This window comes from Nocardioides panzhihuensis (genome assembly GCF_013408335.1).
Classification (GTDB): Bacteria; Actinomycetota; Actinomycetes; order Propionibacteriales; family Nocardioidaceae; genus Nocardioides; species Nocardioides panzhihuensis.
The window spans coordinates 1,239,847-1,266,675 of record NZ_JACBZR010000001.1 but is presented as its reverse complement, the minus strand read 5'-3'; the positions used below and the strand labels follow the sequence as shown (position 1 = coordinate 1,266,675).

The following is a 26,829-nucleotide window of genomic DNA, read 5'->3' as shown; positions in this document are numbered from 1 at the left end:
TTATCGGTTGCGTTGCGCGGACCGGTAGGCGGCTGCCTGGCGCGCCCGATCCTTTGCCAAGGCTTTACGGTGCTTCAGCGCCGCGGCAGCCGCGGGTTCGCGCCGGGCGAAGCCGATGACGACGCCCAGGGCGACCATCGACGGGATCAGCGCCGAGCCGCCGTAGGAGACCAGCGGCAGCGGGATGCCGATCACGGGCAGCAGCGCGAGCACCATCCCGACGTTGATGATCATCTGCCCGAGCAGCCAGACCAGCACGCCGAAGCTGAAGTAGCGGACGAACGGCCGGTCGGTCTGGCGGGCGACCTTGATCAGCGCGAAGGCGAGCGTCAGGAAGAGGCCGACGACGAGCAGGGTGCCGACCAGGCCGAGCTCCTCGCCCAGCACCGCGAAGATGTAGTCGGTGTGGGCCTCGGGCAGGTCGCCCCACTTCTGCTGCGACGCACCGATCCCCTGCCCCAGGACGCCCCCCGAGCTGAGCGCGTAGAGACCGTGGGAGGGCTGCCAGCCCTGTCCGTGGTAGTCCTTGAACGGGTCCGCGAAGCTGGTCAGCCGGGCCAGCCGCTCGGTGTCGGTGCTGATCAGGAACAGCACCGAGACGCCGATGATCGAGATCGCGATCCCGAACAGCCGCCCGGGCGCGCCGACCACCCAGAGCATGCCGAGAACGATCGCGAAGAAGACCAGGGCGGTGCCGAGGTCCCTGCCGGCGAGGACCAGCCCGGTGGCCAGCGCGATGCCGGGCAGGACCGGCATCAGCACCTCGTGGAGGCTGTCGAGGCGACGCTCCTTGAGCGCGTAGACGTGGGCCGCCCACAGCACGATCGCCAGCTTGGCGATCTCGCTCGGCTGGATCTTGACCGGGCCGACCCCGATCCAGTTCTGCTGACCGTTGACGTCGTGGCCCAGGAAGATCGTCAGGAAGAGCAGCACACAGGCGATGACGTATCCCGGCCAGGCCAGCCGACGCAGGTGCTTCGGCCTGATCCTGGAGGCGATGAACGCGCACGGGACGCCGATGATCACCCAGAGCACCTGCCGCCCGACGATCGCGTAGGAGTTGTCCAGGTTCTGGTAGGACCACACGCTCGAGGCGCTCAGCACCATGATCAGCCCGATGGTCAGCAGCAGGGCCGTGCTGGTGAGCAGCAGGTAGTAGGCGGCCAGCGGCCGGTTCAGCGCGACCCGCAGCGCGTGGAACCAGGCCTTGAGGTAGCCGAGAACCGTCTTCGGGTACGCCCTGGCCTGCTCGGCCGAGCCGGAACCGGTCTGGTCGGGGCTGGTGGTCGTCACGGCCTACCTCCCAGTTGCGGTGCGACGTACGTCGATTACATTCTCGCGGCCGTCTTCGCCTTCCCGGCGGATCTCGCGCGCGTGTCGCCGCCCGACCAGCAGGTCAGAGCTGGCGGCGTACGGCCTCGGCGAAGGCGTCGCCGCGGACCTTGTAGTCGCGGAACTGGTCCTGGCTGGCACAGCCGGGAGCGAGGAGCACGGTGTCGCCCGGCTTCGCGAGGGCGGCGGCGATCTCGACGGCCTCGGCGATGGCCGCTGGGCCGTCGGCGGTCACGATGTCGGCGATCTCGACCTGGGGTGCGTGAGCGGCGAGGGCGGCGGCGATGACGTCGCGGTCCTGACCGATCAGGACGACGGCCCGCAGCCGGTCGTGGACAGAGGCGACCAGATCCTCGAAACGGGCACCCTTGGCCAGGCCACCGGCGATCCAGACCACCGGGTCGTAGGCCTGCAGGGAGGCCTGGGCGGCGTGCGGGTTGGTCGCCTTGGAGTCGTCGACCCAGGTGACGCCGCCGGCCTCGGCGACGACCTCGATGCGGTGGCCGTCGGGGCGGAACGACTTCAGCCCGTCGCGTACCGCGGCCTGGGAGACCCCGTGCGCCCGCGCGAGCGCGGCGGCGGCCAGGGCGTTCTGGACGTAGTGGGGCGCGGCCGAGGCGAGGTCGGAGATCTGGCACAGCTCCGCGGCGGAGGTCTGGCGCTCCTCGATGAAGGCCCGGTCCACCAGGATGTCCTCGACGATCCCCACCTGGCCGACGGCCGGGGTGCCGAGGGTGAAGCCGATGGCACGGGCGCCCTCGGCGACGTCGGCCTCCTCGACCAGGTGCATCGTGGCCTCGTCGGCGACGTTGTAGACGCAGGCCAGCTCGACGCCCTCGTAGACGCGGCCCTTGTCGGCGGCGTACTCCTTCATCGAGGGGTACCAGTCGAGGTGGTCCTCGGCGATGTTGAGCACGACGGCGGCCTCGGCGGCCATCGAGGAGGTGTAGTGGAGCTGGAAGGAGGAGAGCTCGACGGCGAAGACGTCGTAGGGCTCGGGGTCCATCACGGCCTCGACGATCGGCAGGCCGACGTTGCCGACGGCGACCGACCGCAGCCCGGCCGTCCGCAGGATGTTGTCGAGCATCTGCACGGTCGTCGTCTTGCCGTTGGTGCCGGTGACCGCCAGCCACGCGGCGGCGTTGTCGGGGTCGCGCAGCCGCCAGGCGAGCTCGACCTCGCCCCAGATCGGGATCCCGCGCTCGCGCGCCTGCGCGAGCAGCGGCGCGGTGGGCCGCCAGCCGGGAGAGGTGACCACGACGTCGACGTCGTCGGGCAGCACGTGGGTGGCGCCCCCGCCGAGGCGTACGTCGGCGCCCAGGATGCCGAGGAGCTTGGCCTTCTCCTGGCGCTCCTCGTCGCCCGGGGACTCGTCCAGCGCGATCACGCTCGCACCGAGGTGCGTCAGGTTGTCGGCGGCGGCGAAGCCGGAGACGCCGAAGCCAGCCACGACCGCCTTGACGCCCTCCCAGGAGTCGTTGCGGCCGAGCTCGTCGAGGCGCTTGTCGTCAGGCTCGGTCATCAGATCGTCGCCACCCATTCGGCGTAGAAGATTCCCAGCCCGGCCGCGACGCAGAGACCGGTGATGATCCAGAACCGGATCACCACGGTGACCTGCTCCCAGCCGAGCATCTCGAAGTGGTGGTGGATCGGCGTCATCCGGAAGATCCGCTTCGGGGTGCCGGTCAGCTTGCGGGTGAGCTTGAACCAGCCGGTCTGCAGGATCACCGAGAGCGTCTCGGTGACGAAGAGTCCGCCGAGGATGATCAGCAGGAACTCGGTGTGCGACAGGATCGCGAACCCGGCCAGCACGGAGCCGAGCGCGAGCGAGCCGGTGTCGCCCATGAAGATCCTCGCGGGGCTGGCGTTCCACCACAGGAAGCCGATGCAAGCGCCGCTGATCGCGGCGCCGAGGATCGCCATGTCGAGCGGGTCGCGCACCTCGTAGCAGGTGCCGATCTCCACGCTCGGACGGCCGCAGCGCTGGTTGTTCTGCCAGATCGAGATGATCGTGTAGGCGGCGAAGACGATCGCCGAGGAGGCTGCCAGCAGCCCGTCGAGGCCATCGGTGAGGTTGGTGGCGTTCGACGTTCCGGTGACCATGATCCAGAAGATGACCAGCAGCAGCGCGCCACCGAGCCAGTAGAAGATCCCGTCACCGCCGAGGAAGTGCGGGCCGAAGTCGCGGATGAAGGAGAGCTGGTCGGCTGCCGGCGTGATCCCGTCTGCGTTGGCCAGTCCGGGATGGATCGCCACCGCACCGAAGCCCACCGCGACCAGCGTCTGACCGACCATCTTAGACCAGGCGCGCAGACCGAGGTTGCGCTGCATGAAGACCTTGATGAAGTCGTCGACGAAGCCGACCGCGGCCATGCCCACGAGGAGGAACAACAGCAGGTACGCCGTCGCGCTCGGTGCGTCGCCGGTCAGGAGCTTGGCCGCGAAGTAGCCCACGACGACCGAGATCACGATCGCCACGCCACCCATGGTCGGGGTGCCGCGCTTGGTGCGGTGCGTCGTCGGCCCGTCCTCGCGGATCTCCTGGCCGTAGCCCAACTTCGTGAACTGTACGATCGCAAATCGGGTGCCGAGCAGCGAGAACAGAAGCGCAATCGCTCCGCTCAGCAGGATCGCTCTCATGTCAGCCGGGTGCCTTCCTTGCCATGCCGTTCCGGTCCTTGCCCCCGGGCCGGTGTGCATAGCGAAGACACCGGCCCCGGGCATTCTTCCCTACGGGTTCGCCAGCTCTGCGGCACCCCGCCGTATCAGCGCATCGGTCGGTGTGCGGCCAACGCATCTCGGACGACCTCGCGGTCGTCGAACGGGTGGGTGACACCGTTGATCTCCTGACCCGTCTCATGCCCCTTACCTGCGACGACGACGATATCGCCGGGCTCGGCGAGGCTGATCGCACGGCCGATGGCGGCGCGCCTGTCGCCGATCTCCTCGACGCTCGCGGTCCCACCGGTCGCGCCCGCCAGGACCTGTCGCCGGATGCTCGCCGGATCCTCGGTGCGGGGGTTGTCGTCGGTGACGATGACGTGGTCGGCCAGGCGCGCGCTGATCTCCCCCATGATCGGCCGCTTGCCGGTGTCGCGGTCACCTCCGGCCCCGATCACGACGATCAGCCGGGAGCGGGTCAGTGGCCGGAGCGTGCCGAGCGCCGCCTCGACGGCGTCGGGCTTGTGCGCGTAGTCGACCACGACGGTGAACGGCTGGCCCTCGTCGACCCGTTCGAGGCGGCCCGGGACGCCGGAGCCCTTGGCGAGGACGGTGGCGACGCTGCGTACGACGTTCTCGCTCGCGTAGGCGTGGTGGATGCTGGCCAGGGCAGCGAGGGTGTTGCTGACGTTGTAGTCACCGGCGAGCGGGCTGGAGGCCGGGAACGAGAGGCCGTCGGGGCCGAGGACGGTGAAGCTGGAGCCGTCGGGGCGCAGCTCGACGTCGGTGGCACGCCAGTCGGCGGTGTCGTCGTGCAGGGCGTAGGTGAGGATCGGGATGGTCGACTCGGCCGTGAGGCGGCGGCCGTGCTCGTCGTCGATGTTGACGATGCCCAGCCTCGCCCGCTCGGGGGTGAACAGGTCGGCCTTCGCCGCGTAGTAGTCCTCGACCGTCTCGTGGAAGTCGAGGTGGTCGCGGCCGAGGTTGAGGAAGACGGCGACGTCGAAGACGACCCCGTCGACGCGTCCCATCACCAGGGCGTGGGAGGAGACCTCCATCGCACACGCCTCGATCCCCTCCTCCACCATCCGGCCGAACAGACCGTGCAGGTCGGGCGCCTCCGGCGTGGTCAGCGGGGTCTTCACGTCGTGACCGCCGATCCGGGTGCCGACCGTGCCGATGACGCCGGCACGGTGACCCGCGTCGAGCAGCGCGCTCTCGGCCAGGCGAGTGGTCGTCGTCTTGCCCTGGGTGCCGGTCACGCCGATCAGTCGCAGCTTGCCCGACGGTCTGCCGTAGATGTGCGCCGAGAGCGCACCGAGCACCTTGCGGGGCTGTTCCACGAGCAGCGTGGGCACCTCCCCGAGGCCCTGGGCCGCCAGGAGCGCGGCGCCCGCGGCGTCGGTGAGCACCGCCACCGCACCGGCCTCGACCGCCGCGGCGGCGTAGCCGGCGCCGTGCGCCCGGCTGCCGGGGAGGGCGGCGTAGAGGTCACCCGGCAACACCCGTTGGGAGCTCAGCGTGACCCCGGTGACACGGGCCTCGCCGCGCACGTCCAGGCCGAGCTCGCCGGCCAGATCGGCCAGGGTCACCGGCTCGGTCACTCGTGGGCGGGTCGGGCTCTTGGGGTCCGCCGTCTCGTACGCACTGCTCACCAGGCGAAGGCTATCCGCCCGGCGGGTCCCGACATACTTACCAACCGGTCGGCATCTTCGACGGCTCGGTGCCGGTCGGCGCGACGCCGTATCGGCGCAGGGCGAAGGACATGATCTGGGAGAAGACCGGGCCGGCGACCGAGCCGCCGCCACCGCCGTTGCCGGGGTTGTGGATCGCCACGTAGACCGTGAACCGCGGGTCGTCGGTGGGGGCGAAGCCGCCGAAGGAGACGGTGTTGGTGCCGTCGTAGCACTTGCACTCGGAGTTGACCCGCTGGGCGGTGCCGGTCTTGCCGGAGACGCGGTAGCCGGGGACGGCGGCCTGCTTGGCGGTGCCGTTGACGGGGTCGTTGATGACCCGCTCCATCATCTCCGCGGTCTGGGAGGCGGCCTCCTGGGAGACCACCCGGGTGCGCTCGGCGGTGTCGGTGCCGACCTCGACGCCGGAGTTGTTGGTGGCGCTCCCGGCGATGAGGCTGGGGTCGATGCGCACGCCGCCGTTGGCGATCGCGTTGAGCGCGGCGGTCATCTGCACGGCGTTGACCGAGACCGACTGACCGAAGTCGATACGGTCCTCGTCGGCAGCGTTCCACGCCTCCGGTGACGCCAGCAGGCCCGCCGACTCCGTGTCGAGGCCCAGGCCGGTGCGCCGCCCCAGGCCGAACGCGGACAGATACTCGCGCAGCTGGCCCTCGGCGTACTTGTCCGCGGCCATCACGGTGCCGATGTTGGAGGACTTCGCGATCACGCCGGCGAGGGTGAGCTTCTCGACGCCGTGCGGATACCAGTCTCGGATCGGGCGCCCCCCGGACATGTAGGACTCCGGCACCTTGATCCGGGTCGAGGGCGAGACGAGGCCCTGGTCCAGCAGGCCGGCGACGGTCAGCGCCTTCTGCACCGAGCCCGGCTCATAGACGTTGGAGAGCGCGTTGCTCCCGCGCAGCGTCTTCGGCGAGGCCGCCGGATCGCGGGCATCGAAGGTCGGGTAGTCGGCCAGGCTGAGGATCTCGCCGGTCTGGGTGTCGATGACCACCGCCATCCCCGACTCGGCGCGAGACTTCTGCACGGCGTCCATCAGGGTCTGCTGCACGTAGTATTGCAGGTCGCGGTCGATGGTGAGCTTCAGGTCGTCGCCGTCGACCGGAGCGACCCGGTTATTGGTGCCCAGCGGCATCCGGGTGCCGCTGACCGGGCTGGTCGCGTCGTACTCGGCGTGGCCGTCCTTGCCGGCCAGGTGGTTGTCGAAGGCGGCCTCGAGGCCGGCCAGCGGACCGTCGTTGCCGAGGAAGCCGACCAGGTTGGCCGCGACGTCGCCGTTGGGGTAGTTGCGCAGCGGGTCGCGGCTCGTCCACAGTCCCTGGTAGCCCTCTTTGGCTGCCTTCTCGACCGCGGCGGTCGCCTGGGTCGCGGGCACCTGGCGCTTGATGTACTGGAACCGGCTCCCGTCCTTGCGCAGCTTGCTGAGCGCCGTCGCGTAGTCGACCCCGAGCTCCTTGGCCAGGAAAGCGGCGATCGCCGGAGCGTCCTTCTTCGTCTGCTTCGGGTCGGCCAGCACCATCGCCCCGTCGGCGGAGTCGGCCAGCGCCTCGCCGTCACGGTCGAGGATCTCGCCCCGCTCGGCCGGCAGCACGACATCGACCACGTTCTCCGCGGCCGCCATCGCGGCGTACGAGTGCGGGTCGATGCCCTGCAGCTGCACCAGCCGGCCACCGAAGACCGAGAGCACCATAGCCACCAGGATGAAGCCGACACGAAGCCGGATGTGCACCGGTCCGCGTCGCTGCGTCGCCTTCGGTGTGGAGCGTGGGGCGGGGCGTCGCGCGGGTCGGCGGACCTTCCGCTTCACCTGTCGCTGGGCCATCGCTCTCCTCCCCTACCGATCGATACAGACTTCGACCGCATCCGTGACTGATGTTGTCAGTGTGTCCCAAGTGATCCGTGGGACCACCCAGCGACTCGCCTTCAGCGCGCCTCGCCCGTCTCCGTACGCTGCTGCTCCTCGGTCTGCTGCTGCGACGTCGTCTCCTGAGCGCGCTTCTTCTTGGCCTCCTCGGCCGCCCGCTCCTTCGCGGCGGCCGCCTCGGCCGCCTTCCTCTCGGCGACCAGCACGCTGTAGGGCTTGGCCACCTTCGGGTGCAGCGGGGGCGTCGCGGAGCGGTCGGCCGGGGCCGCCTCGCCCACGACCTTCGCATCGGGGACCTGCAGCATGGCCGCATTCTGCGGGACGACCATGCCGAGCTTCTTCGCCTCGGCGGCGATCTTGTGCGGGTCCTCCATCTTCTTCAGCTCACCGTCGAGCGCCTGCTCCCGGGCGGCCAGGGTGGTCGCCTGCTCCTGGAGGCGCTGCTCCTGGAAGGCCGACTGCTGCATGGAGGTGTTGAAGACGAGCAGACCCACGACGCCACCGATGAGCAGCATCGAGACGAGCACGACAAACGGCAGCCGCGGCGCCATCGGCGCAGACAGCGGCGCCGGGACGGCGGTGAGCCGCGTCTGGGTCGTCTCGGGTGCCCGGTCCGGGCTGCGCACGGGCGCCTGTGGCGCGGCGGCAATGCTCATCTGGTCGCTCCAGGGGTTGACTTGGGAAGGTTGGTCCGGCGCTTCGTGCGCTCCACCGCGCGCAGTCGCACCGAGGCGGCACGCGGGTTCTCCTCGATCTCTGCTTCGTTGGCCTGCTCGGCACCACGGGTGAGCAGGCGGAACGACGGTTCCGCCTCGGGCGGAACGATCGGCATGTCGTGAGGTACGTCCAGCTTCGTCGCCTCGGTGAAGGCCCGTTTGGTGATCCGGTCCTCGAGCGAGTGGTAGGACTCGACCACCACCCGGCCACCGATCCCGACGGCCTCGAGCGAGTCCGGCAGCGCCGTACGCAGCGCCCCGAGCTCGTCGTTGACCTCCATCCGCAACGCCTGGAAGGTGCGCTTGGCCGGATGCCCGCCGGTGCGACGGGCCGGAGCCGGGATCTCCGCGTACAGGAGCTCCACCAGGGGCCCGCTCGTCGTGAACGGCACCTTCGCGCGGCGGTTGACGACGGCGTAGGCGATCTTCTTGGCGAACTTCTCCTCGCCGTAGTCGCGCAGGATCCTGGTCAGGTCGGCCGCGGAGTACGTGTTGAGCACGTCCGCCGCGGTCTGCCCGCGGGTGGCGTCCATCCGCATGTCGAGCGGCGCGTCCTCCGCGTAGGCGAAGCCGCGCTCGCGCTGGTCGAGCTGCATCGAGGAGACGCCGAGGTCGAAGAGCACCGCCTGGACCTCGTCCAGGCCCTGCCCCTCGACCACGTCGAGGATCTCGTCGTAGACCGCGTGGACGCCTGTCCACCGGTCGCCGAACCGGGTCAGCCGCTCCCCCGCGATGCCGAGGGCGTAGGTGTCCCGGTCGATGCCGATCACCCGGGATCCGGGGATTCGCTCCAGGACCGCCTCGGTGTGGCCACCGTGGCCGGTCGTGCAGTCGACAAGGACGCCGCCATCGGCGAGCGCCGGCGCGAGCAGGTCGACGATGCGGTCGAGCATCACCGGCACGTGCTTCTGGTTCGTCACCGCCTCGACCCCCATCGCACGGCTTCGTCTGGTGTGTTCTCCCCGGTTCTCTGGCAGAGCCACGGGCTGACAACGCCGCGGATCCGCAGAGCCAGGTCTCATGCCCGCTCCGTCACATCGAGTGCCGTCCGGAGCCGGGGAAGGTGCCCCGGATGGCCGGATGAGTGGAGCGGGACTGAGACCTCGTCCTGCGGATCCGCTGTTGACTTGTTTGTTTCTCAATCAGCTCAGCTTGTCGCTTTGTCGATCTGTCCCTTTATCTGTCCGCTGACTCGTCGAGGTCTGCGAACTTGGCCTGTGCACCCGCGGAGTACTCCGCCCACTTGGCCGGGTCCCAGATCTCGATCCGGTCCATCACACCGATCACGACCACGTCCTTGACGATCCCGGCGTAGTCACGCAGGAGCGGCGGGATGCCGATCCGGCCTTGCTTGTCGGGTGTCGTCTGCTCGGCCCCCGCGAAGAGGACACGGGCGTAGTCACGTGCGTCCCGAGAGGTGAGTGGCGTCTGCTGGGCCCGCTGCGCCTCCTGCATGAAGACATCCTCGGGCCAGACCACGAGGCAGTTCTCCTGACCTTGCGTCACGACAACCCCCTCCGCCAGTCGATCTCGAAACTTTGCCGGGAGGAAGACCCTGCCTTTCTCATCGAGCTTCGGCGTGTACGTGCCCATGAAGAACATGTGCTCGCCCCCGCGGTCAGCTCAACGTGGATCGTTCCTCCACTTTGCCCCACCGTACCCCACTATTCCCCACTTTCAAACCACCTTCCTCCCCCACCAGGTGATTTCCCGCCACCTGCCGCTCCTCGCGGACGTGCTCCAGGACGGCCGGCGAGGGCGGCCCGCAGGTCACAGTCGGGTGAATGCCGCAGACGGCGTAGGCGCTACCCCGTACGGTGTTCCTCATAAGCAGGTGTGAGTCGGAAGGACGCGACGTGACAACGCCGTTTGAGGCCTCATCTCATGAGGCAGAGATCGAGACATTGGTGCGGGTCGCGGGCCGCATTCGCGACAGCATCGAGAAGGTGATCGAAGGAAAGACCGACGTCGTCGACTCCACGCTCACCGTGCTGCTCGCCGAGGGCCACCTCCTGATCGAGGACGTGCCCGGGGTCGGCAAGACTCAGCTCGCGAAGGCGCTGGCGCGCTCGATCGACTGCTCGGTGCGTCGCATCCAGTTCACTCCCGACCTGCTCCCGAGCGACGTCACCGGGGTGTCGATCTTCAACCAGAACTCCCGGGAGTTCGAGTTCCGCCCGGGCGGCATCTTCGCCAACATCGTCGTCGGCGACGAGATCAACCGCGCCTCCCCCAAGACTCAGTCGGCGCTGCTGGAGTGCATGGAGGAGCATCAGGTCACGGTCGACAACGCGACCTACCATCTGGAGTCGCCGTTCATGGTGATCGCGACCCAGAACCCGATCGAGATGGAGGGGACGTACGCCCTGCCCGAGGCGCAGCGCGATCGCTTCATGGCACGGGTCTCGGTGGGATATCCCCCGGTCGCCTCCGAGATCGCGATGCTGGCCAACCACAGCGCCTCCAACCCACTCGACGACCTCGACCCGGTGACCGACGCCGCCGAGATCCGCAAGCTCGTCGGGGTCGTCAACCAGGTCTACGTCGCGGACGCGGTTCGCCGCTACACGGTGGCTCTGACGGCGGCGACCCGCGTCAACAACGAGCTGGTGCTCGGCGCTTCACCACGGGCCAGCCTGCACCTGCTGCGGGCCGCGAAGGCTCATGCTGCTCTGCACGGACGCGAGTTCGTCCTTCCCGACGACGTACGCAGGCTGACCGGTCCGGTCCTCGCCCATCGTCTCCTCCCCAGCGCCTCCGCGGCGATGCACGGCCGCTCGGTCAACGACATCCTGGAGACCGTCGTGTCCGCCGTGCCGGTGCCGCAGACCTGACCTGCCGGACCGACCTCCAAGGGGTAAACGATGCGCGAGGCGCTGTCCGGGCTCACCGTCCGGGGCCGGGCTTTCCTGGCCGCCGGGATCACCGCCGTCGTCTGCGGGATCCTGCTGGACCAGTCCACGCTGTCTCGGATCGGGATGCTGCTGGTCGCGCTGCCGCTGGTCACCGCGGTGGTCGCCGCCTTGGGCCGCTACCGACTCGCGCTCGTACGTCACATCGAGCCGCACCTGACCGAGGCCGGTCAGCCCGCCAGGGTCGAGCTCACCATCGCCAACGAGGGCCGTATCCCCACCGGCACCCTGCTGCTGGAGGAGACGGTGCCCTACGCACTGGGCGGGCGGCCACGCTTCGTGGTCGACAGGATCGGCTTCGGGTGGCGTCACAAGCTCGGCTACCAGATCCGCTCAGAGATCCGGGGGCGGTTCGACATCGGCCCGATGCGCGTGACGGTGGCCGACCCGTTCGGCCTGGTCGAGCTCAACCGTGCCTTCCAGTCCACGGTCCCGTTCACGGTCACGCCGCGGGTGGTCACGTTGCCGCCGACTCCGCTGACCGGCAACGCGACCTCTTCGGGCGACTCTCGGCCCCGGGCGTTCCTCGGCGGCAGCGCCGAGGACATCACCGTGCGTGAATACCGTCGCGGCGACGAGCTCCGCCGGGTGCACTGGCCCAGCTCGGCCCACCTCGGCGAGCTGATGGTCCGCCGCGAGGAGCAGCCCTGGCAGGCCCGCGCCACCGTCTTCCTCGACAACCGACGCTCGGTCCACCGCGGCCAGGGCGCGAGCTCGTCGTTCGAGCAGGCCGTCGTCGTCGCCGCCTCCGTCTCGGTGCACCTGGTCGAGGCCGGCTACTCCGTGCGTCTGGTGACCTCCGCCGGCGCCGCGGCAGGTTCCGGCCCGGCACACAACCAGCTCGGCGCCGGCTGGCACGACCGTGACGGCCAGGCCGACGCGGCCGCCCTGCTGGAGGCGCTCGCCGTGGTCGAGACCGTCCATCACCACCGCATCGACGCGTCCTGGATCGGCGAGGCCGGACAGGGTGGGGTCACCGTGGCGGTGCTCGGCTCCCTCGAGGAGGAGGACGCCGGAGTCCTTCGCCGGGTCCGGCACCACACCGGGGCCGCGCTCGCCTTCGCGCTCGCCGTCGACGGCTGGAGCGCGGTCCACCTCGCGCCCGAGCAACGTCGGCCCAGCGGCGTACCTCTGCTCGTCCAGCACGGCTGGAAGGCCGTCGACCTCGGCCCCGGCGACTCGCTGGCCACCCGCTGGCGCGAGCTCGGCACCCGAGGCGCGGCGGCGGGAGCGGGGGCAGCGCGATGATGACCTCCTCCGACGTACGCGGCGTCGCCCCCGCGATGGCCGTGCCGCTGACGTGCTTCGTGACCGTCCTGTTCGCACTGGCTTCGTGGGGATCGTTCACGAGCGCCCGGTTCCCCTACCTCGGCCCGATCCTGGTCGTCGGCCTGCTCATCGTCGGCACCGGCATCTCCGCGCGGCTGCTGCGCGTGCACGGCTCGGTCGTGGTGCTGCTGCAGGTGCTCCTCGGCACGATCGCGACCGGCCTTCTGGTCGTCCAGCACCCCTTCCCGGTCACCGGCGGCGGCCGGGCGCGGGTCGTGGCCGAGATGACGGAGGCCTACGCCGCGTTCGACCCGTTCGACCTGCCGATGTCGGCATCGGGGGTGGCTCCCTATCTCGTCCCGGCCGGGGCGGCGGCGGTGCTGCTCGCCGACATCCTGGCGGTCACGCTGCGGCGACCGCCGATGATGGGCCTCGTGGTGCTGGGCGTCTTCACAGTGCCGTTCTCCATCATCGGCGCCGGCGGCTGGGGCGGGGTCTCCTGGGTCGTCTTCGCGTTCACCGCGACCTCGTTCCTGGTGATGCTGCGACTCGACCGTGCCCAGCAGCTCGGTCGCTGGGGGCGACGCCTCGACGAGGACCTGCCGGTGGTGCCCGCCACCGGCCCCGCGCTCATCGGCGTCTCCGCGGTCGCGATCGCCCTGCTCGCCCCGGCCTGGCTGCCCAGCGCGAACGTCGCCCTGCCAGGTCTGGGGGCGGGCGACGGTGACGGCCCCTTGCGGGTGATCAACCCGACCGTCGGGCTCTACGACGACCTGCGCCGGCAGAGCGACCAGGTGATGGTGACCGTGACCCCGGTCTACGGCGACACCGAGGCTCCCCCGTCCTACCTGCGGGTGGGTGCGCTCACCAAGTTCACCGGAACCGAGTGGACCTCGGGCAACCGCGACGTGCCCTCCGACCAGACCGGCGTGGCCACCTTCGAGCCGCCGATGTCGGACGAGACCCTGCTGGGTGAGCCGACGACCTATCAGATCCGGGCCAGCGACAAGTTCGAGTCGACCTGGCTCCCGGTCTTTACCCATCCCCTCGAGATCACTGCCAAGGGGCCCTGGCGCTACGACGAGGACACCCTCGACTTCATGTCCACCGAGGGCAGGGACGAGACCGTCGCCGGGCAGAGCTGGCGGATGACCGCCGCCCCTGTCGAGCCCACCCAGGAGCGTCTGCTCGCCGCCGGCGAGCCCGGGGTCGGCGCCCCACCGGGCATGACCGACCTGCCGCTGCTCCCGGACGAGATCGCGGAGATCGCCCTGGAGCGGACCGCCGGCCAGGACCGGCCGTTCACCCAGGCCGTCGCCCTGCAGAACTGGTTTCGGCACAGCGGCGAGTTCACCTACAGCCTGGAACGTGATGTCGGCACCGACGGTGCCGCCCTGGTGGACTTCCTGACCGACAACAAGGTCGGCTACTGCCAGCAGTACGCCACGGCGATGGCCGTGCTGGCCCGCCAGCTCGGCATCCCGGCCCGGGTCGCCTTCGGCTTCCTCAACGGCGACCAGGACGAGGACGGCGCCTGGACGTTCCGCGGCCGCGACCTGCATGCCTGGCCCGAGCTGTGGTTCGAGGACATCGGCTGGGTCCGCTTCGAGCCGACCCCGGCGGCCGCCGACACCAGCGAGCCCGGCTACACCGCCGGCGCACTGGGCAACGTACGCAACGAGCCGCAGGCGCCGGTTCCCAGCACCGACGCGAGCGCCGCTCCGGCGCCCAACCGGCCGCAGCGCGAGGCGCCGGAGACTCCGGAGGCCACCCAGAGCGACACCGAGGAGTCCAGCTCCGGTGCCATCTGGACCGGCCTGGGGATCGCGGCGTTGATCGGCGCGATCGCGCTCGCGGCGCCGGCCGTGATCCGGCGCCGGCGGCGTACGGCTCGGCTCGCCGGTGACGCGGAGGCCTGCTGGGCCGAGCTGGGTGACACCGCGATCGACCTGGGTCTGCCCTGGTCCGGGACCCGATCACCGCGGGAGGAGGCCACCGGGCTCGCCCCGCACCTGCGAGATCGCGAGCCGATGACCGCGCTGCAGCGGATCGTCACCGCCGTCGAGCGCAATCGCTACGCCGAGCGTCGCGACATCGCGACGGTCGGGGACGACGTACGCCTGGTCTCGGCCACGCTCAGGGAGCACGCCGACCGCCGTGCGCGGCGTCGGGCAAGCCTGTGGCCGGCGTCGGTCTTCCGCCGCCCGACGTCACCGGCTGCCGCCGGACCGGCGGCGCGGTCCGAGCGGGAGCTGATCTCGTCTTAAGGCTTGCTGACGTCTAGTGGCGCGTCCTGGAAGTTCCTGGATGCTTGGCGTCGCCAGGGTGCGTGCATCGCAAGGCCGGCGACGCGAAGTCATACCGGGCGTCTTCCGAGCGGCGCCAACGCCGCGAGGTGCGTGCCATGGCGGCGCGAAGCGCCTAGGAACTTCTGGGACGCGCCACTAGAGATCGTTGTCGCGGCGACGCTGTTTCCAGCGTTCGCTGGCCCGGTCCAGGAACGAGCTGCGGGGCTCATGATCCCCGTCGTCCTCCTCGACCGTGGCGGCGCCGCGCAGAGCGGTGAGCAGCACGGAGGTCGAGGCCAGCATCACCAAGAAGCCGACCACCCCGATGACCCACATCCGCGAGATCACACCGGCCATCAGCAGCGCGACTCCACCGGCGAGCACGACGCCCGCGATGACCGCATGCCGACGTTGGGCACGGCGCAAGGCCGTGCCTCGGAGAGCGGAGGCGAACTTCGGGTCCTCCGCCGAGAGCGCGCGCTCCATCTGCTCGAGCAGGCGAAGCTCCTCTTCCGAGAGTGGCACCGTACCTCCCATGTCCTGTTGGGGCATCTCCAAGTCTAGGCTCGCCACCCTGAAGGCGGTAGGGAGCCCCGAAAATTCTTGCCCCTCGACGTTCTGCCACATGGCACAACCTGTGCTGATTGTGTCAAGCAAACCGGCTGTCGCGTCAACCCTGGCCGTCGCGGAGAAGACTCGCCCGACGTACGAGGCTGGATCCGAAGCGCTCAGCGACCCGGTCTGCGGCGCGGTCGGCCTCGGACCAGCCTCGTTCCCGCGCGCCGAGCTCGAGCTGTCGGTCGGTCCCTTCGCGCGCGACGAGGTGCTCGACCCGGACCCCGACCAGGCGTAGCGCCCGGCCGCGGAGGTTCAGCTCGTCGTAGAGGCGGACGACCGTGGCGTGCACCTCCTGGGTGACGTCGGTGGGGTCGGGCAGGGTGCGAGAGCGGGAGATCGTCTTGAAGTCGGTGAACCGCACCGTCAACGCGACGGTGCGGCCGACCGTGCCGGCCCGCCGCATCCGCCGGGTGACCCGAGCCGAGAGGCGCAGCAGTTCGCGGACGATGTCCTCACGGTCGCTCAGGTCGTGGCCGAAGGTCTCCTGGGCGCCGGTGGATCGATCCGCGCTTCGCGCGGTCACTCCCTCGCTCGGCGCGAGCGGACGAGCAAGCTCGCCGCTCGACCTCGCTCCGGTCGTCTCCGGCACGCCCAGCCCCAGCCGTCCGGTCAGCTCCCGCCGGTCGGCGCCGGTGGCGAGCCGGTGCAGGTGGCCACCCAGGCGCGGGCCGAGGATCTGGTGGAGCGTCGGGACCGGGGTGCGGGCGATGTCGCCCACCGTCTCGAACCCGAGCCGCCGGAGCCGGTTGCGGGTGCTCGGACCGACGCCGTAGAGCTCACCGACATCGAGGGGGTGGAGGAACCCGGGGATGTCCTCAGGCCGGACGATCACGACGCCGTCGGGCTTGGCCTTGCGGCTGCCGACCTTGGCCACGCTCGGCGTCGGCGCGACGCCGACCGAGCAGGTGATGCTCAGCTCTTCGGCGATCTGGCGCCGGATCCGCTCCGCGATCCGTTCGGGGCTCCCGAAGAGCCTGATCGCACCGCGCACGTCGAGGAACGCCTCGTCGACGCTGACCACCTCCACCAGCGGGGTGGCGCGGCGGAAGATCTCGCGGACCTGACGAGAGACCTCGGCGACCTCACCGAAGTCGAGACGGACCGAGACCAGCTGAGGACACAGCCGTCTCGCCATCGCGCCGGGCATCGCGGCCCGCACGCCGAAGGCCCGGGCCGGATAGTTGGCGCAGGTCACCACACCACGGGCGTGTCCCCCGACCACCACCGGCTGGTCCCAGAGCTCGGGCTGGTGCCGGATCGCCACCGACACGAAGAACGCGTCCATGTCGACATGGAGGAACGGGGTGGCCTCCGGAGCGCCGGCGGAGGAGGTCAACCCGATCCTCCGAGGACGCAGACCAGCGCCGACTCGGCGTAGCGAAGCGAGCCGCTAGCGAAGCGAAGCGAGCAGATGCACCTGAGTGGCCATCGGCAGGTAGTCCGCCCGGGTAGAGGCCCGCTGCTCCAGGTCCACGAGCGCCGCGGACGCCGCAGGATCGGCGTCGAGCAGCGACCCGGGGACGTGATCGATGAACACACGTACGCCGCGGACGTCCGAGACCTCGAAACCTGCCGCGTCCAGCAGCCCGGTGACCTCGCCGAGCGAGAACCGGCGGCCCGAGCGCCCCTGCGGGGTGGTGTCGTCGAGGAGCTCGGCGGCCTGCGCGAAGTGACCGGCCAGGGCTCGGGAGAGGACGGCGGCGGTGCGCTGGGCGACCAGCAGGCTGAGGGTGCCGCCGGGACGGAGCACCTCGCGGATCCCCGCCAGTGCCGCCTCCGGGTCGGGGACGACCTCGAGAACGCCGTGGCAGAGCACCACGTCGGCGCCGCTGGGGTCGGCGACGTCGGAGAGGGCGGCAAGATCACCTTGGCGCGCGTCGACCGAGACACCGGCCTCGCGGGCGCGTCGGTCGAGCGCGGCCAGGGCATCGGGGCTCGGGTCGACCACGGTGACCGTGTGACCGAGCCCGGCGACGCGTACGGCGGAGGTGCCGGTGCCACCGCCGATGTCGAGGACGTCGAGCGAGCCGGAGGCCAGGACCGGGTCGAGCGCGTCCCAGACGGCGACGGTCCGGGCGCCTGCCCGACGACTGGTTGATGCGGAGCCAGCTGCCATGGGGCCAAGCGTAGGCCCTGTGCCCACCTCACCTGAATCAGCCCACGAGGCGGTCGTGCCGAGGCCGGCTGACCACCGAGGCGTGGGCCATCAGCCCGAGGGACTCCTCGACGACGGCGAGGAAACGGTCGGCGTCACGCACCTGGTCGTCGGCCTCCTCCGCGGTGACCGCCCGGATCGAGCCGGCCTCCGCAGCGGCACGCTTGGCTGCGCCGGCAGCGAAGTAGTCGGCCCACTCGGAGAGCTCGGGCGCCAGCTTCTTGAGGCGGACCCAGGCGTTCCACGGGCGGCGGCGACCGGCGGGGCTCGCGGCCGCGACGGGGTCGGTGCGGGCCGCGATCAGCGCGGCGGCGGCCTGGAGCGCGGCGACGTGCGCCATCGCGTACCTGCTCGGCACGTCGTCGCCCACGATGGCCTCCGCGAGCGACTCGGTCGCGCGGAAGAGGTAGCTGTGTGTCGTCGCCGGCAGCAGATGCATCGGGGTCGTCCTTCTCGCTCACGGTCGACCCCGCAGTGGACGGCTCCGGCGGGCGCCGGGGGTCGAGGACGACGCCCGCCAGAGCCTGTTGTTCGAACATCTGTTCGAACACAAGATCAAACTACACCCCGCCACCGACAGTCACAAGACGTTTCGGAGACGGGGTGTGTCGACGAGCGCTGCGGGTCGCTCAGTCGTCGGCGACCATGCCGCGGATCTGGTGCGGCGGGTGGATGTAGCGCGTGTTCGCCGGCAGCCACATGACCACCAGCAGGGCCGCGGCGATGACGATCGCGATCGCGGTTAGCACGGTGATGATCACCGGCGGGCCGGTCAGGATGCCACCGACGCTGGCCACGGCGGAGATGAACACCAGGAAGGTGATCGTGATGCGAGACCACTCGAAGCCGTTGCGGAGGAAGACCGCGAGCACGCCGAGCATGCAGGCCATCACCCCGAACAGCGTGATCGCGGGGGCGATGAACGCCGGCGCGCTGATCCGGTTGTCGGTGGGCGGGTTGATCAGGGCTTCGAGCCCCTCGGTCTCCAAGATGCGCTTGGCCGAGGGGTTGCCCTCTGCCCAGGCGCGCACCAGGTCATCGGAACGCAGCACCATCACCACGACCACGACGGCGCTGAACGCGACCAGCCCGATGATCAAGCGAACCGCCCACGTCATCTCCCGCGGCACGGGTTCAGCCGCGAGGGCGGCCACCTCTACGGCGGCCTCGGGGTCCTCGTTCACGACCACACCTTCGTTCTCGTCGGGTGTCGTCATGGTCATCCGGTCTCCTTGCCACGTGGGGGTTTCCTCGGTATCGATCAATCCATTCTGCCGTACGGGTGACAACGGAGGTAAATACGGAGCGTGGCGATCGATCTTCGGCGTAGGCCAAGATGTCCCCATGGAATCTCTAGCGCTGACCTTCTCCAGCGGGTGGGCCAGTGGCATCAACGCCTACCTCGTCGTGCTGGTGCTCGGCGTCGTGCAGCGTGCGACGGGGGCCGAGGAGATCCCCGACGTGCTCGGCACCTGGCCCGTGCTGACCGCCGCGGGGGTGATGTTCGCGATCGAGTTCGTCGCCGACAAGGTGCCCTACATCGACTCGACGTGGGACTCGATCTCCACGGTGATCCGGCCTACGATCGGCGCCGTGATCGGCGTCCTGCTCGCCGGTGAGGCCGATTCGCTCGGTGCGGCGGTCGGCGGCGTCGTAGGCGGCACGTCGGCGCTGATGTCGCACCTGATCAAGGCCAGCGAGCGGCTGGCGGTCAACTCCTCCCCCGAGCCGGTCTCCAACTCGGTGGTCAGCGTGGCCGAGGACGGCCTCGTCCTCGGCGTGGTCTGGCTCGCCACCCAGCACCCGCTGGCCGCGGCCGGCATCGCCGCCGTGATGCTGGTGGCCGGGCTGGTGCTGATGTACTTCGTCGTCCGAGCCGTTCGCGGCGGCTGGCGCAGGCTGACCCGGCGCGGAAGACGCGGGTCCGAGCCGCCCGGCGGACCGTCCGACGGCGCGACCAAGCCCTACCCCGTCCAGTGACGCGCGTAATCGTCCTCGGGGGCGGCTACGCAGGGATGGCCAGCGCCGCGAGGCTGGCCAAGCTCGGCCACTCGGTGACCCTCCTGGAGGCCTCCGGTCAGCTCGGTGGCGCCCTGGTGCCGGTGCGCGAGGAAGGGTTCACCTGGGACGCCTCGGCGACCTCGACCCTGCTGCCCGCGGTGATGCGCGACCTGTTCCGAAAGTCCGGACGGCCTGCGGAGCGTGAGCTGGAGCTGGTGCCGATGGACGTCATCCGTGAGCACCGGTTCGCCGACAAGACCTCGGTCGCGGTGCCCGGCGGCACCCGCGGAGCCCAGCTGGCGGCCTTCGACGGGCTCGGACCGGGAATCGGCCAGCAGTGGACCGACTACGTCGCCCGGTTCAGCGAGGACTGGGAGGTCCTGCGCAAGCACTACTTCGAGGTGCCGTGGGAGCCCTCCGCGCTGCCGTCGGCCGTCGCAGAGCGGTTCCGGTCTCGCGAGACCCTCCACAAGCGGCTGCGCAAGACGTTCAAGGACGAGCGGCTTCGGCTGGTCGCGGGGCATCCGTTCGTCGCCGCGGGGCAGGAGCTGCGCGACGTACCTGCCTGGGCGGGGCTCACCGCCTACCTCGAGCAGCGCTTCGGCGGCTGGCGCGTCGAAGGCGGGATGGGGGTCGTCGCCGAGGTGCTCGCGGCCCGGATGACCACCCGCCGGGTCTCGGTGCAGACCGCGACCCGGGTGGAGGACATCATCCTCCGCGGCGGGAGGGCGGTCGCGGTCAGCACCACCGACGGCGAGATCGATCTCGGCGTCGACGGAGCGGTCGTGGTCGCCCTCGACCCGCGCTCGCTGCCGGCCCTGCGGCCCCTGGTGGAACGCACGCTGCCGGCGATCCCGCCGATGACGTTCCACCTCGGGCTCGCCTCGCTGCCCGACCATCTGCTCGACCTGCCCGACGAGCTGGTCCTGCACGGCGAGCCGACCCTCGTCGTACGCACCCGAGGGATCGCTCCCGAGGGACAGCACGCCTGGACGGTCCACTCCTACGGCAAGCTGATGGAGGACGTCCTGCTGGCGCTGGCCCGCCACAAGGTCGACCTCCGCGAGCATGTCGTGCACCGTGTCGACCTGGGCGCCGCCGAGCTCGTACGCCGCTGGCGCGGGTCACCTCTGGGCGTGAAGTGGGAGGGGCGGAGCACGGTGTTCCAGCGTCTCGGACCGCGCACACCCATCCCGAACGTCTACGCCGCCGGCGCCCACGCCACACCCGGCTCCGGGCTGCCGTTCACGGGGCTGTCGTCCGCGCTCGTCGCGCAGTCGATCGGTCCCAGCCAGAGGTGAGCGCCAGCGGTTTCTAGGGAGTGACGTTGAGCTTGGCGAAGATCTCCAGCGTCGCCCTGGAGCGGTTGAGCGTGTAGAAGTGGAGCCCCGGCGCGCCGCCATCGAGGAGCTCCTGACACAGCTCGGCGGCCACCGCGATGCCCTCGGCACGGATGTCGGCCGGCTCCGGACCGGCGGCGGTCAGGCGCTCGACGATCTCCTCAGGGACCTCGGCGCCGATGAGCTCGCTCTGGCGACGGATGGCGGCGAGGTTCAGGATCGGCATGATCCCCGGCAGGATCGGGATGTCGACGTCGCGGGCGCGGACCCGGTCGACGAGGCCGAAGTAGTCGGCCGCACGGAAGAACATCTGGGTGACCGCGAACTCGGCACCGGCCTCGGCCTTGGCGACCAGCACGTCGGCGTCGGCCTCGATCGACTCGGCGCTCGGATGGCCTTCGGGGAAGGCGGCGACGCCGATGCGGAAGTCGCCGCGCTCCCTGGCCAGCCTCACCACGTCGATCGCGTAGTCGAGGCCACCGGCGGTCGGCGTCCACTCGGCACGCGGGCCGTCGGCGGGGTCGCCGCGCAGCGCCATCACGTGCGTGACGCCCTGCGCGGCGTAGGAGTCGAGGATCGCGGCGACCTCGTCACGGGTGTGGCCGACGCAGGTCAGATGGGCGACGGGCAGCAGCTCGGTCTCGGCGGCGATCCGGCCGGTGATGGCGACGGTCTTGTCACGGGTCGAGCCGCCGGCGCCGTAGGTGACGCTCACGAACGTCGGACGGTAGGGCTCCAGCGCACGGATCGCGTTCCACAGCTGCTCCTCGCCTGCCTCGTCCTTCGGCGGGAAGAACTCGAAGGAGAACGAGCGGTCGCCCTCGTTGATCAGCTCCGCGAGGGAGCGTCCACGTCCGGTCACCATCGGACCATCGTAGGCAGTGGCCTAGGCTCGGAGGGTGAATGAAACGTGGGACGCCGATGAATTCCGCCGTCGCGTCCAGGGCGCTCTGGACACCTTCCTCGTGACGCAGACCGAGCGGCTGGCCCCGCTCGGGGACGAGGTCGAACCGCTGCTGCGCCGGGCCCGGGAGTCGATGTCCGGCGGCAAGCGCCTGCGGGCCGCGTTCTGCTACTGGGGCTTCCGCGCGGTCCACCCCGCTCCCTCCCCGGCCGAGGAGGAGTCGCTCGTGCGGGCCGCCGCCGCGCTCGAGCTGCTCCAGGCGTCGGCGCTCGTCCACGACGACGTCATCGACGACTCCGACACCCGGCGCGGCGCCCCGTCCGCGCACCGCGCGTTCGAGGCCGACCATTCCGCCGCGGGGTGGCCCGGGCGGTCCCGTGCCTACGGTGATGCCGCAGCTGTGCTCCTCGGGGACCTCCTGCTGACCTGGTCCGACGAGCTGCTGCGTACCGCTGGGTTCGCGGCGCCCGAGACCGCCGACGCGCTCTCGGTGTTCGACCAGACCCGCAGCGAGGTCATCGCCGGTCAGTTCCTCGACATCACCGTCCAGGCGCGCGGTGTCGCGGACGTCGAGGCCGCGATGAAGGTGGTGCGCTACAAGGCCGCCAAATACTCGGTCGAGCGCCCCCTCCACGTCGGCGCCGCCCTGGCCGCGGCTTCGACCGAGCAGATCGAGGCGCTGTCGGCCTACGGCCTGCCCGTCGGCGAGGCCTTCCAGCTCCGCGACGACCTCCTCGGCGTCTTCGGCGACCCGTCGGTCACCGGGAAGCCCGCCGGCGACGACCTCGTCGAGGGCAAGCGCACCGTCCTGGTCGCGCTGGCCCTGACCGGCTCACCGCCCGCCGAGGCAGACCTCCTCGACCGCTCGCTCGGCCAGCCGCTCACCGAGGACCAGGTCTCCGCGCTGCGTACGATCATCGCCTCCTCCGGCGCGGAGCAGCAGGTCGAGAAGACCATCACCGAGCTCGCCGACCAGGGCCTCACCGCCCTCGACGACGCCCGGTCCTCAGGACTCCTCGACGAGCACGCCGCCACCACCCTCCGCGCCCTGGCCACCGCCGCGACCCAGCGCGCCCTCTGACGCCGAAGCGTCACTACGGTCGGCCGAAGCGTCACTGCCGTCGGCCGAAGCGTCACCCCGGTCGGACGAAACGTCACGGGCGTGCCACCTCGGCCGACGTACGTGACGTCTCGGCCGACCGGGGTGACGTCTCGGCCGACGTACGTGACGTCTCGGCTAGAGCGAGGTGGCGGGCATCTCGAAGAGGACCTTGTCGGACGGCTGGTCGGAGCCGCCCTTGGGTTCCATGGTGACCATCAGGTCGCCGTCCTCGACGGGCACGGCCAAGGACATCTCTCCGTCCATGACGCCGGCGGACTCCATCCCGGCGTCGGTGTGCCACCAGACCTGGTAGGTCATGCCGGTGGGGCCGTCGAGGTGGGCGGCGTCGACGGCGACCATGTGCATCTCGGGCGACATCGCGACCATCAGCTCGCCGTCGGAGGTGTTCTTCTTGTGCATCTTCGCGTCCGGGGCCGACATCACCTGGGCGGCGGTCATGGTCGGCGGTTCGTCGTCGCTCAGGACCGTTCCCAGGCCGACACCGACGCCGACGACCAGCGCGGCCGCCGCAGCCACCGCGGCCGCGAGCCAGCGACGGCGTGGCCGGGCCGCGGCCACCAACGGCGGGAGCTGCGGCGTCTGCGAGGCCGTACGCAGCACCCGGCCGCGCAGCGGAGCCGGCGGCGTCGCGGCGACCCCGCCGGCGAGCGAGGTGGTCGCCGGCCGCAGCGAGTCGACCTCCTCGCGACACTCGGCGCAGACCGCCAGGTGGGCCTCGAACTCGGCGCGCTCCCGCGGCACCAGCGCGTCGAGAAGGTAGGCCCCGAGCAGGCCGTGTACGTCAGGCGCCACTGCGAGCCCCTCCACCCTTTGCCTCTGGCTCCGCTTCGGCCAGACAGTCCCTGAGACGGATCAGCCCGTCCCTCATCCGCGTCTTCACCGTCGACAGCGGCCGGCCGAGCATCTCCGCGACCTCGGGATAGGTGAACCCCTGGTAGTAGGCGAGCCGCACGGCCTGCGACTGCAGCGGCGTGAGCGACTCCAGGCAGCGGCGTACGCCATCGTGCTCCGACGCCGTGACCACCGCCTCCTCCGGGCCGGCGACCTCCACCGGCTCGCGCCGGGCGACGTGCTCCTCTCGCGCACGCGACGCCTCCGAGGAGCGCACCGCGTCGACCGCCCGCCGGTGCGCGATCGTCAGCACCCAGGTCCGGAACGAGCCACGCGAGGCGTCGAACCGAGCGGCCTGGCGCCAGACCTCGGTGAACACCTCCTGGGTCACCTCCTCCGCACGCGAGGGGTCACGCACCACCCGCCGCGCCACCCCGAAGACGAGCGGAGCCAGGTCGTCGTAGATCCGCCCGAAGGCATGCAGGTCGCCACCGGCGACCGCGGCGAGCACCCCCGCCACGTCCAGGTCGTCGTCGGGATCGCGTGACGACTCCTCGCCCACGACCCGCAAGGCTCGCCGCACGCGCACTCCTTCCGACAGACCGACAGCTCTCACCACGGATTCGCAGCCGAAGAGTGGGAGGATTGGTCCCATCCGCGCATCGAGCAGCAACGAACCCACAGCATGACATCCCGCACGCTCCCGAGCGGCCCAGTCGCCGGCATCGCCGCCGGCGTACTCGGCCTCGGCATCGCCGAGCTCATCGCCGCCCTCGCCGGCGGCGCCTCTCCCCTGCTCGCGCTCGGCGACCGAGTCATCGACCTCACCCCACGCTGGCTCAAGGAGGCGGCGGTCGCCACGTTCGGCACCGCCGACAAGCCGATCCTGCTGGCCTGTGTCGCGCTGGTGACGCTGGCCCTCCTCGGCGTGGCCGGAGCCCTGGCCGTACGCCGCCTCGCGCTGGGCGTGGGCATGCTGTTGGTCCTCGGGGCGGTCGACATCGCCGCCCTGCTCGCCGAGCGGTCCGGGAACGGGACCGCGAGCCCGACGACAGGCACTGTCGCGCTGGTGGTCGGCCTGGCGATCGGCATCACGTCGCTGGTCATCCTGACCCGGCGCCTGAGGAAGCAGGACGCCCCGACCGTCGCGACCACCGAAGCGGAGGCCCCAGACGGCTTCGACCGCCGCAGGTTCCTGGTGGCGGCATCGGCCGTGACCGCGGCAGGCGTGGCGAGCGGGGTCGGCGCGAAGGTGGTCACCGCCCGCCGCCATCCGGCGACGAAGGTGGCGATCCCCGCGACCGTCTCCCCCGCCGCGCCCCTCCCGGCGGGCGCGGAGCTTCGCATCGACGGCCTCACGCCCCACCTGACCCCGGTCGACGACTTCTACCGCATCGACATCGCACTGCTCACCCCACGCCTCGACGTCGCCGACTACCGGCTCAAGATCCACGGTCTGGTCGAGAATCCGGTTGAGCTGACCTACCAGGATCTGCTCGCGATGCCGCTCTACGAGCGGCGGGTGACCATCTGCTGCGTCTCCAACGAGGTCGGTGGCGACCTGATCGGCAACGCGACCTGGACCGGCGTACGCATCCGCGACGTCTTGAAACGAGCAGGCCTCGACCCCGACGCCGACGCGGTGAAGTCGACCGGTGCCGACGGCATCACCATCGGCACACCCCTCGAGGCGCTCACCGACGGCCGCGACTCGCTGCTCGCGATCGCTCAGAACGGCGAGCCGCTGACCCGGGAGCACGGCTTCCCCGTGCGCATGGTCGTCCCCGGCCTCTACGGCTACGTCTCGGCGACCAAGTGGCTCACCGAGCTCGAGGTCACCCGCTTCGCCGACTTCCGCGCCTACTGGACCGACCGCGGTTGGTCCGCCGAGGGTCCGATCAAGACCGCGTGCCGCATCGACATCCCCGGCCAGGAGACCATGCCCGGCACCGTCACCGTGGCCGGGGTCGCCTGGGCCCAGCACCGCGGCGTGAGCAAGGTCGAGGTACGCATCGACGACGGCCCCTGGCAGCCCGCCGACCTCGCCGCCGAGGACAGCATCGACACCTGGCGGCAGTGGACCTACCGCTGGGACGCGACCGAGGGCGAGCACCAGGTCCAGGCGCGCGCCTTCGACCGGTCGGGGCAACCCCAGACCGACGACGAGGCGCCCCCGGCTCCCGACGGCGCCACCGGCTACCCCACCCGCACCGTCACGGTCGGGTGAGGCCAGGGCTCAGCCCAGGCCGGCTCAGCCCAGGTCGGCGAGGTCGGTCTCGGGACCGTCACCGCGCAGCAGCACGGTGAACGCCGGCCGGTCCTCGGCGATCTCCGCGGTGCGGTCCCGGAGAACACCGACGATCCTGTCGAAACCGGCACGATCGGCGTACGCAGCACACCCCCAGGTCTCCCACAGCAGCACCGTGGGCGCGGAGACGTCGCGCAGCGAGTCCCACAGCGCGTCGAGGTTGCGGCCGAAGTGGGCCGGGAACCCGAGCGCGGTGCCGATGGCGCCGAGCACCTCGTCCTTGGTCTCGGCCACCTCGGCGATCTGCGCCAGCGACCAGCCGGCACCGGTCACCGAATCGGCCAGATCTCTCGCCGCCAGCTCGGTGTGCCAGCGGTATACGCCGGGATCGATCTTCCCGGCCAGAAGTCCTGCCAGTCCGCTCATTCTGGATCACTCACCCCCGGTCGATCCGCGAGAACGACTCGTAGTGGTCCTCGGTGTAGTAGAACTCTCCACCCTCACCAGTGACGATACGCCGCGCACCCCGGTCGTCGGAGCCAGGCGTCGGCACCGTGTACTCCGCGTAGTAGCCCGAGGCCTCCTGCGGCAGGATCCCCTCGCGGTTGCCGAAGGTGCTGCCGTCCTTGCCCGGGTAGGGGAAGGGGCCACCCGCGTCGATCAGCTCGAGCGTCTCGACCCCTTCGGGCGGCAGGTCCGACTCCGCGATCCAGGCGAGCCCGCTCTCGGGGTCGGTGCCGCTCTTCGCGCCCCCGTCCGAGCTGGAGCCGGAGCCGTCGTCGGCGCCGCCTCCGCATCCGGCGACCAGCGCCATCAAGACTGCGAGCAGCAGGCCAACCAGGACGGACTTCGATCTCACGAGGTTCCTCCGAG

The 26,829-nt window shown here is 70.8% G+C and carries 25 protein-coding genes; 7 read left to right on the top strand and 18 right to left on the bottom strand.

The window, feature by feature from the left end:
* From ftsW to mraZ, 8 genes are all read right to left on the bottom strand, one after another.
* Entirely contained in the window at positions 1–1,293 is a 1,293-nt protein-coding gene (gene ftsW / locus BJ988_RS05895) for a putative lipid II flippase FtsW (RefSeq protein WP_179657163.1), read from the bottom strand.
* A 103-nt stretch (positions 1,294–1,396) separates the two neighbouring features.
* A complete protein-coding gene (gene murD / locus BJ988_RS05890) occupies positions 1,397–2,854 on the bottom strand; it encodes a UDP-N-acetylmuramoyl-L-alanine--D-glutamate ligase (protein ID WP_179657162.1) in 1,458 nt (485 codons plus the stop codon).
* A complete protein-coding gene (mraY, locus tag BJ988_RS05885) occupies positions 2,854–3,972 on the bottom strand; it encodes a phospho-N-acetylmuramoyl-pentapeptide-transferase (protein ID WP_179657161.1) in 1,119 nt (372 codons plus the stop codon). The genes murD and mraY overlap by 1 nt, the downstream gene beginning before the upstream one ends.
* 125 nt (positions 3,973–4,097) lie before the next feature.
* On the bottom strand, positions 4,098–5,648 hold the full coding sequence (locus BJ988_RS05880) for a UDP-N-acetylmuramoyl-L-alanyl-D-glutamate--2,6-diaminopimelate ligase (protein ID WP_179657160.1): 1,551 nt from the start codon (positions 5,646–5,648) through the stop codon (positions 4,098–4,100).
* 37 nt (positions 5,649–5,685) lie between these two features.
* Positions 5,686–7,509, bottom strand: a complete 1,824-nt coding sequence (locus BJ988_RS05875; protein WP_179657159.1) for a peptidoglycan D,D-transpeptidase FtsI family protein — start codon at positions 7,507–7,509, stop codon at positions 5,686–5,688.
* Positions 7,510–7,610: 101 nt separating this feature from the next.
* Positions 7,611–8,207, bottom strand: a complete 597-nt coding sequence (gene ftsL, locus BJ988_RS05870) for a cell division protein FtsL (RefSeq protein ID WP_179657158.1) — start codon at positions 8,205–8,207, stop codon at positions 7,611–7,613.
* Positions 8,204–9,202, bottom strand: a complete 999-nt coding sequence (gene rsmH / locus BJ988_RS05865; protein WP_179657157.1) for a 16S rRNA (cytosine(1402)-N(4))-methyltransferase RsmH — start codon at positions 9,200–9,202, stop codon at positions 8,204–8,206. Before rsmH ends, ftsL begins: the two co-directional genes overlap by 4 nt.
* Before the next feature lie 241 nt (positions 9,203–9,443).
* Positions 9,444–9,860, bottom strand: a complete 417-nt coding sequence (gene mraZ / locus BJ988_RS05860; RefSeq protein WP_246321411.1) for a division/cell wall cluster transcriptional repressor MraZ — start codon at positions 9,858–9,860, stop codon at positions 9,444–9,446.
* Between the two features lie 263 nt (positions 9,861–10,123).
* Between mraZ and BJ988_RS05855 the strand changes: the two genes are divergently transcribed.
* From BJ988_RS05855 to BJ988_RS05845, 3 genes are read left to right on the top strand one after another with little or no spacing between them, the layout of a single operon-like run.
* Positions 10,124–11,101: an AAA family ATPase gene (locus tag BJ988_RS05855; protein WP_179657155.1), complete on the top strand. Its 978-nt coding sequence runs from the start codon at positions 10,124–10,126 to the stop codon at positions 11,099–11,101.
* A 30-nt stretch (positions 11,102–11,131) separates the two neighbouring features.
* Positions 11,132–12,427, top strand: coding sequence for a DUF58 domain-containing protein (locus BJ988_RS05850; RefSeq protein ID WP_179657154.1), 1,296 nt, complete (start codon positions 11,132–11,134; stop codon positions 12,425–12,427).
* On the top strand, positions 12,424–14,715 hold the full coding sequence (locus tag BJ988_RS05845; RefSeq protein WP_179657153.1) for a transglutaminase TgpA family protein: 2,292 nt from the start codon (positions 12,424–12,426) through the stop codon (positions 14,713–14,715). The genes BJ988_RS05850 and BJ988_RS05845 overlap by 4 nt, the downstream gene beginning before the upstream one ends.
* A 177-nt stretch (positions 14,716–14,892) precedes the next feature.
* Here BJ988_RS05845 and BJ988_RS05840 read toward each other — a convergent pair whose 3' ends face one another.
* From BJ988_RS05840 to BJ988_RS05820, 5 genes are all read right to left on the bottom strand, one after another.
* Positions 14,893–15,261 (bottom strand): DUF3040 domain-containing protein, encoded by a 369-nt coding sequence (locus BJ988_RS05840; protein ID WP_179657152.1) that lies wholly within the window; start codon positions 15,259–15,261, stop codon positions 14,893–14,895.
* A 145-nt stretch (positions 15,262–15,406) separates the two neighbouring features.
* Positions 15,407–16,690, bottom strand: a complete 1,284-nt coding sequence (locus BJ988_RS05835) for a Y-family DNA polymerase (RefSeq protein ID WP_179657151.1) — start codon at positions 16,688–16,690, stop codon at positions 15,407–15,409.
* A 54-nt stretch (positions 16,691–16,744) separates the two neighbouring features.
* Positions 16,745–17,470 carry a methyltransferase domain-containing protein gene (locus BJ988_RS05830; RefSeq protein ID WP_179657150.1) on the bottom strand — a complete coding sequence of 242 codons (726 nt, stop codon included), beginning with the start codon at positions 17,468–17,470 and terminating at the stop codon, positions 16,745–16,747.
* Positions 17,471–17,507: 37 nt separating this feature from the next.
* Complete coding sequence (locus tag BJ988_RS05825) at positions 17,508–17,948, bottom strand: SAV_6107 family HEPN domain-containing protein (RefSeq protein ID WP_179657149.1); 441 nt, start codon at positions 17,946–17,948, stop codon at positions 17,508–17,510.
* A 190-nt stretch (positions 17,949–18,138) separates the two neighbouring features.
* Entirely contained in the window at positions 18,139–18,732 is a 594-nt protein-coding gene (locus BJ988_RS05820; protein WP_179657148.1) for a hypothetical protein, read from the bottom strand.
* Positions 18,733–18,853: 121 nt separating this feature from the next.
* Between BJ988_RS05820 and BJ988_RS05815 the strand changes: the two genes are divergently transcribed.
* Positions 18,854–19,489, top strand: a complete 636-nt coding sequence (locus BJ988_RS05815; RefSeq protein ID WP_179657147.1) for a DUF4126 domain-containing protein — start codon at positions 18,854–18,856, stop codon at positions 19,487–19,489.
* Positions 19,486–20,811: an FAD-dependent oxidoreductase gene (locus BJ988_RS05810; protein WP_179657146.1), complete on the top strand. Its 1,326-nt coding sequence runs from the start codon at positions 19,486–19,488 to the stop codon at positions 20,809–20,811. Before BJ988_RS05815 ends, BJ988_RS05810 begins: the two co-directional genes overlap by 4 nt.
* A gap of 13 nt (positions 20,812–20,824) precedes the next feature.
* Here the strand turns inward: BJ988_RS05810 and metF are convergent, their stop codons facing one another.
* Positions 20,825–21,715 (bottom strand): methylenetetrahydrofolate reductase [NAD(P)H], encoded by an 891-nt coding sequence (metF, locus tag BJ988_RS05805; RefSeq protein WP_179657145.1) that lies wholly within the window; start codon positions 21,713–21,715, stop codon positions 20,825–20,827.
* 34 nt (positions 21,716–21,749) lie between these two features.
* Between metF and BJ988_RS05800 the strand changes: the two genes are divergently transcribed.
* The gene (locus tag BJ988_RS05800; protein ID WP_179657144.1) at positions 21,750–22,835 is read left to right on the top strand and encodes a polyprenyl synthetase family protein; all 1,086 of its coding nucleotides are present in this window, start codon (positions 21,750–21,752) and stop codon (positions 22,833–22,835) included.
* A gap of 156 nt (positions 22,836–22,991) precedes the next feature.
* Here BJ988_RS05800 and BJ988_RS05795 read toward each other — a convergent pair whose 3' ends face one another.
* Complete coding sequence (locus BJ988_RS05795) at positions 22,992–23,669, bottom strand: anti-sigma factor (RefSeq protein ID WP_179657143.1); 678 nt, start codon at positions 23,667–23,669, stop codon at positions 22,992–22,994.
* Complete coding sequence (gene sigK / locus BJ988_RS05790) at positions 23,659–24,291, bottom strand: ECF RNA polymerase sigma factor SigK (protein ID WP_343051493.1); 633 nt, start codon at positions 24,289–24,291, stop codon at positions 23,659–23,661. The genes BJ988_RS05795 and sigK overlap by 11 nt, the downstream gene beginning before the upstream one ends.
* Positions 24,292–24,393: 102 nt before the next feature.
* Here sigK and BJ988_RS05785 point away from each other — a divergent pair, with 102 nt between their 5' ends.
* A complete protein-coding gene (locus BJ988_RS05785; protein WP_179657141.1) occupies positions 24,394–25,935 on the top strand; it encodes a molybdopterin-dependent oxidoreductase in 1,542 nt (513 codons plus the stop codon).
* A 24-nt stretch (positions 25,936–25,959) separates the two neighbouring features.
* Here BJ988_RS05785 and BJ988_RS05780 read toward each other — a convergent pair whose 3' ends face one another.
* Together BJ988_RS05780 and BJ988_RS05775 are read right to left on the bottom strand one after the other, a co-directional pair.
* On the bottom strand, positions 25,960–26,382 hold the full coding sequence (locus BJ988_RS05780; RefSeq protein WP_179657140.1) for a barstar family protein: 423 nt from the start codon (positions 26,380–26,382) through the stop codon (positions 25,960–25,962).
* A 10-nt stretch (positions 26,383–26,392) separates the two neighbouring features.
* A complete protein-coding gene (locus BJ988_RS05775) occupies positions 26,393–26,815 on the bottom strand; it encodes a guanyl-specific ribonuclease (RefSeq protein WP_343051490.1) in 423 nt (140 codons plus the stop codon).
* Positions 26,816–26,829 lie beyond the last annotated feature (14 nt).

What these genes read in the sequence shown, in the direction of transcription:
- murD (WP_179657162.1), bottom strand. Translation starts at nt 2,854, where the DNA reads ATGACCGAGCCTGACGACAAGCGCCTCGACGAGCTCGGCCGCAACGAC.
- mraY (WP_179657161.1), bottom strand. Translation starts at nt 3,972, where the DNA reads ATGAGAGCGATCCTGCTGAGCGGAGCGATTGCGCTTCTGTTCTCGCTG.
- BJ988_RS05875 (WP_179657159.1), bottom strand. Translation starts at nt 7,509, where the DNA reads ATGGCCCAGCGACAGGTGAAGCGGAAGGTCCGCCGACCCGCGCGACGC.
- ftsL (WP_179657158.1), bottom strand. Translation starts at nt 8,207, where the DNA reads ATGAGCATTGCCGCCGCGCCACAGGCGCCCGTGCGCAGCCCGGACCGG.
- rsmH (WP_179657157.1), bottom strand. Translation starts at nt 9,202, where the DNA reads ATGGGGGTCGAGGCGGTGACGAACCAGAAGCACGTGCCGGTGATGCTC.
- mraZ (WP_246321411.1), bottom strand. Translation starts at nt 9,860, where the DNA reads ATGGGCACGTACACGCCGAAGCTCGATGAGAAAGGCAGGGTCTTCCTC.
- BJ988_RS05850 (WP_179657154.1), top strand. Translation starts at nt 11,132, where the DNA reads ATGCGCGAGGCGCTGTCCGGGCTCACCGTCCGGGGCCGGGCTTTCCTG.
- BJ988_RS05845 (WP_179657153.1), top strand. Translation starts at nt 12,424, where the DNA reads ATGATGACCTCCTCCGACGTACGCGGCGTCGCCCCCGCGATGGCCGTG.
- BJ988_RS05830 (WP_179657150.1), bottom strand. Translation starts at nt 17,470, where the DNA reads ATGGCAGCTGGCTCCGCATCAACCAGTCGTCGGGCAGGCGCCCGGACC.
- BJ988_RS05825 (WP_179657149.1), bottom strand. Translation starts at nt 17,948, where the DNA reads ATGCATCTGCTGCCGGCGACGACACACAGCTACCTCTTCCGCGCGACC.
- BJ988_RS05820 (WP_179657148.1), bottom strand. Translation starts at nt 18,732, where the DNA reads ATGACCATGACGACACCCGACGAGAACGAAGGTGTGGTCGTGAACGAG.
- BJ988_RS05815 (WP_179657147.1), top strand. Translation starts at nt 18,854, where the DNA reads ATGGAATCTCTAGCGCTGACCTTCTCCAGCGGGTGGGCCAGTGGCATC.
- metF (WP_179657145.1), bottom strand. Translation starts at nt 21,715, where the DNA reads ATGGTGACCGGACGTGGACGCTCCCTCGCGGAGCTGATCAACGAGGGC.
- BJ988_RS05785 (WP_179657141.1), top strand. Translation starts at nt 24,394, where the DNA reads ATGACATCCCGCACGCTCCCGAGCGGCCCAGTCGCCGGCATCGCCGCC.
- BJ988_RS05780 (WP_179657140.1), bottom strand. Translation starts at nt 26,382, where the DNA reads ATGAGCGGACTGGCAGGACTTCTGGCCGGGAAGATCGATCCCGGCGTA.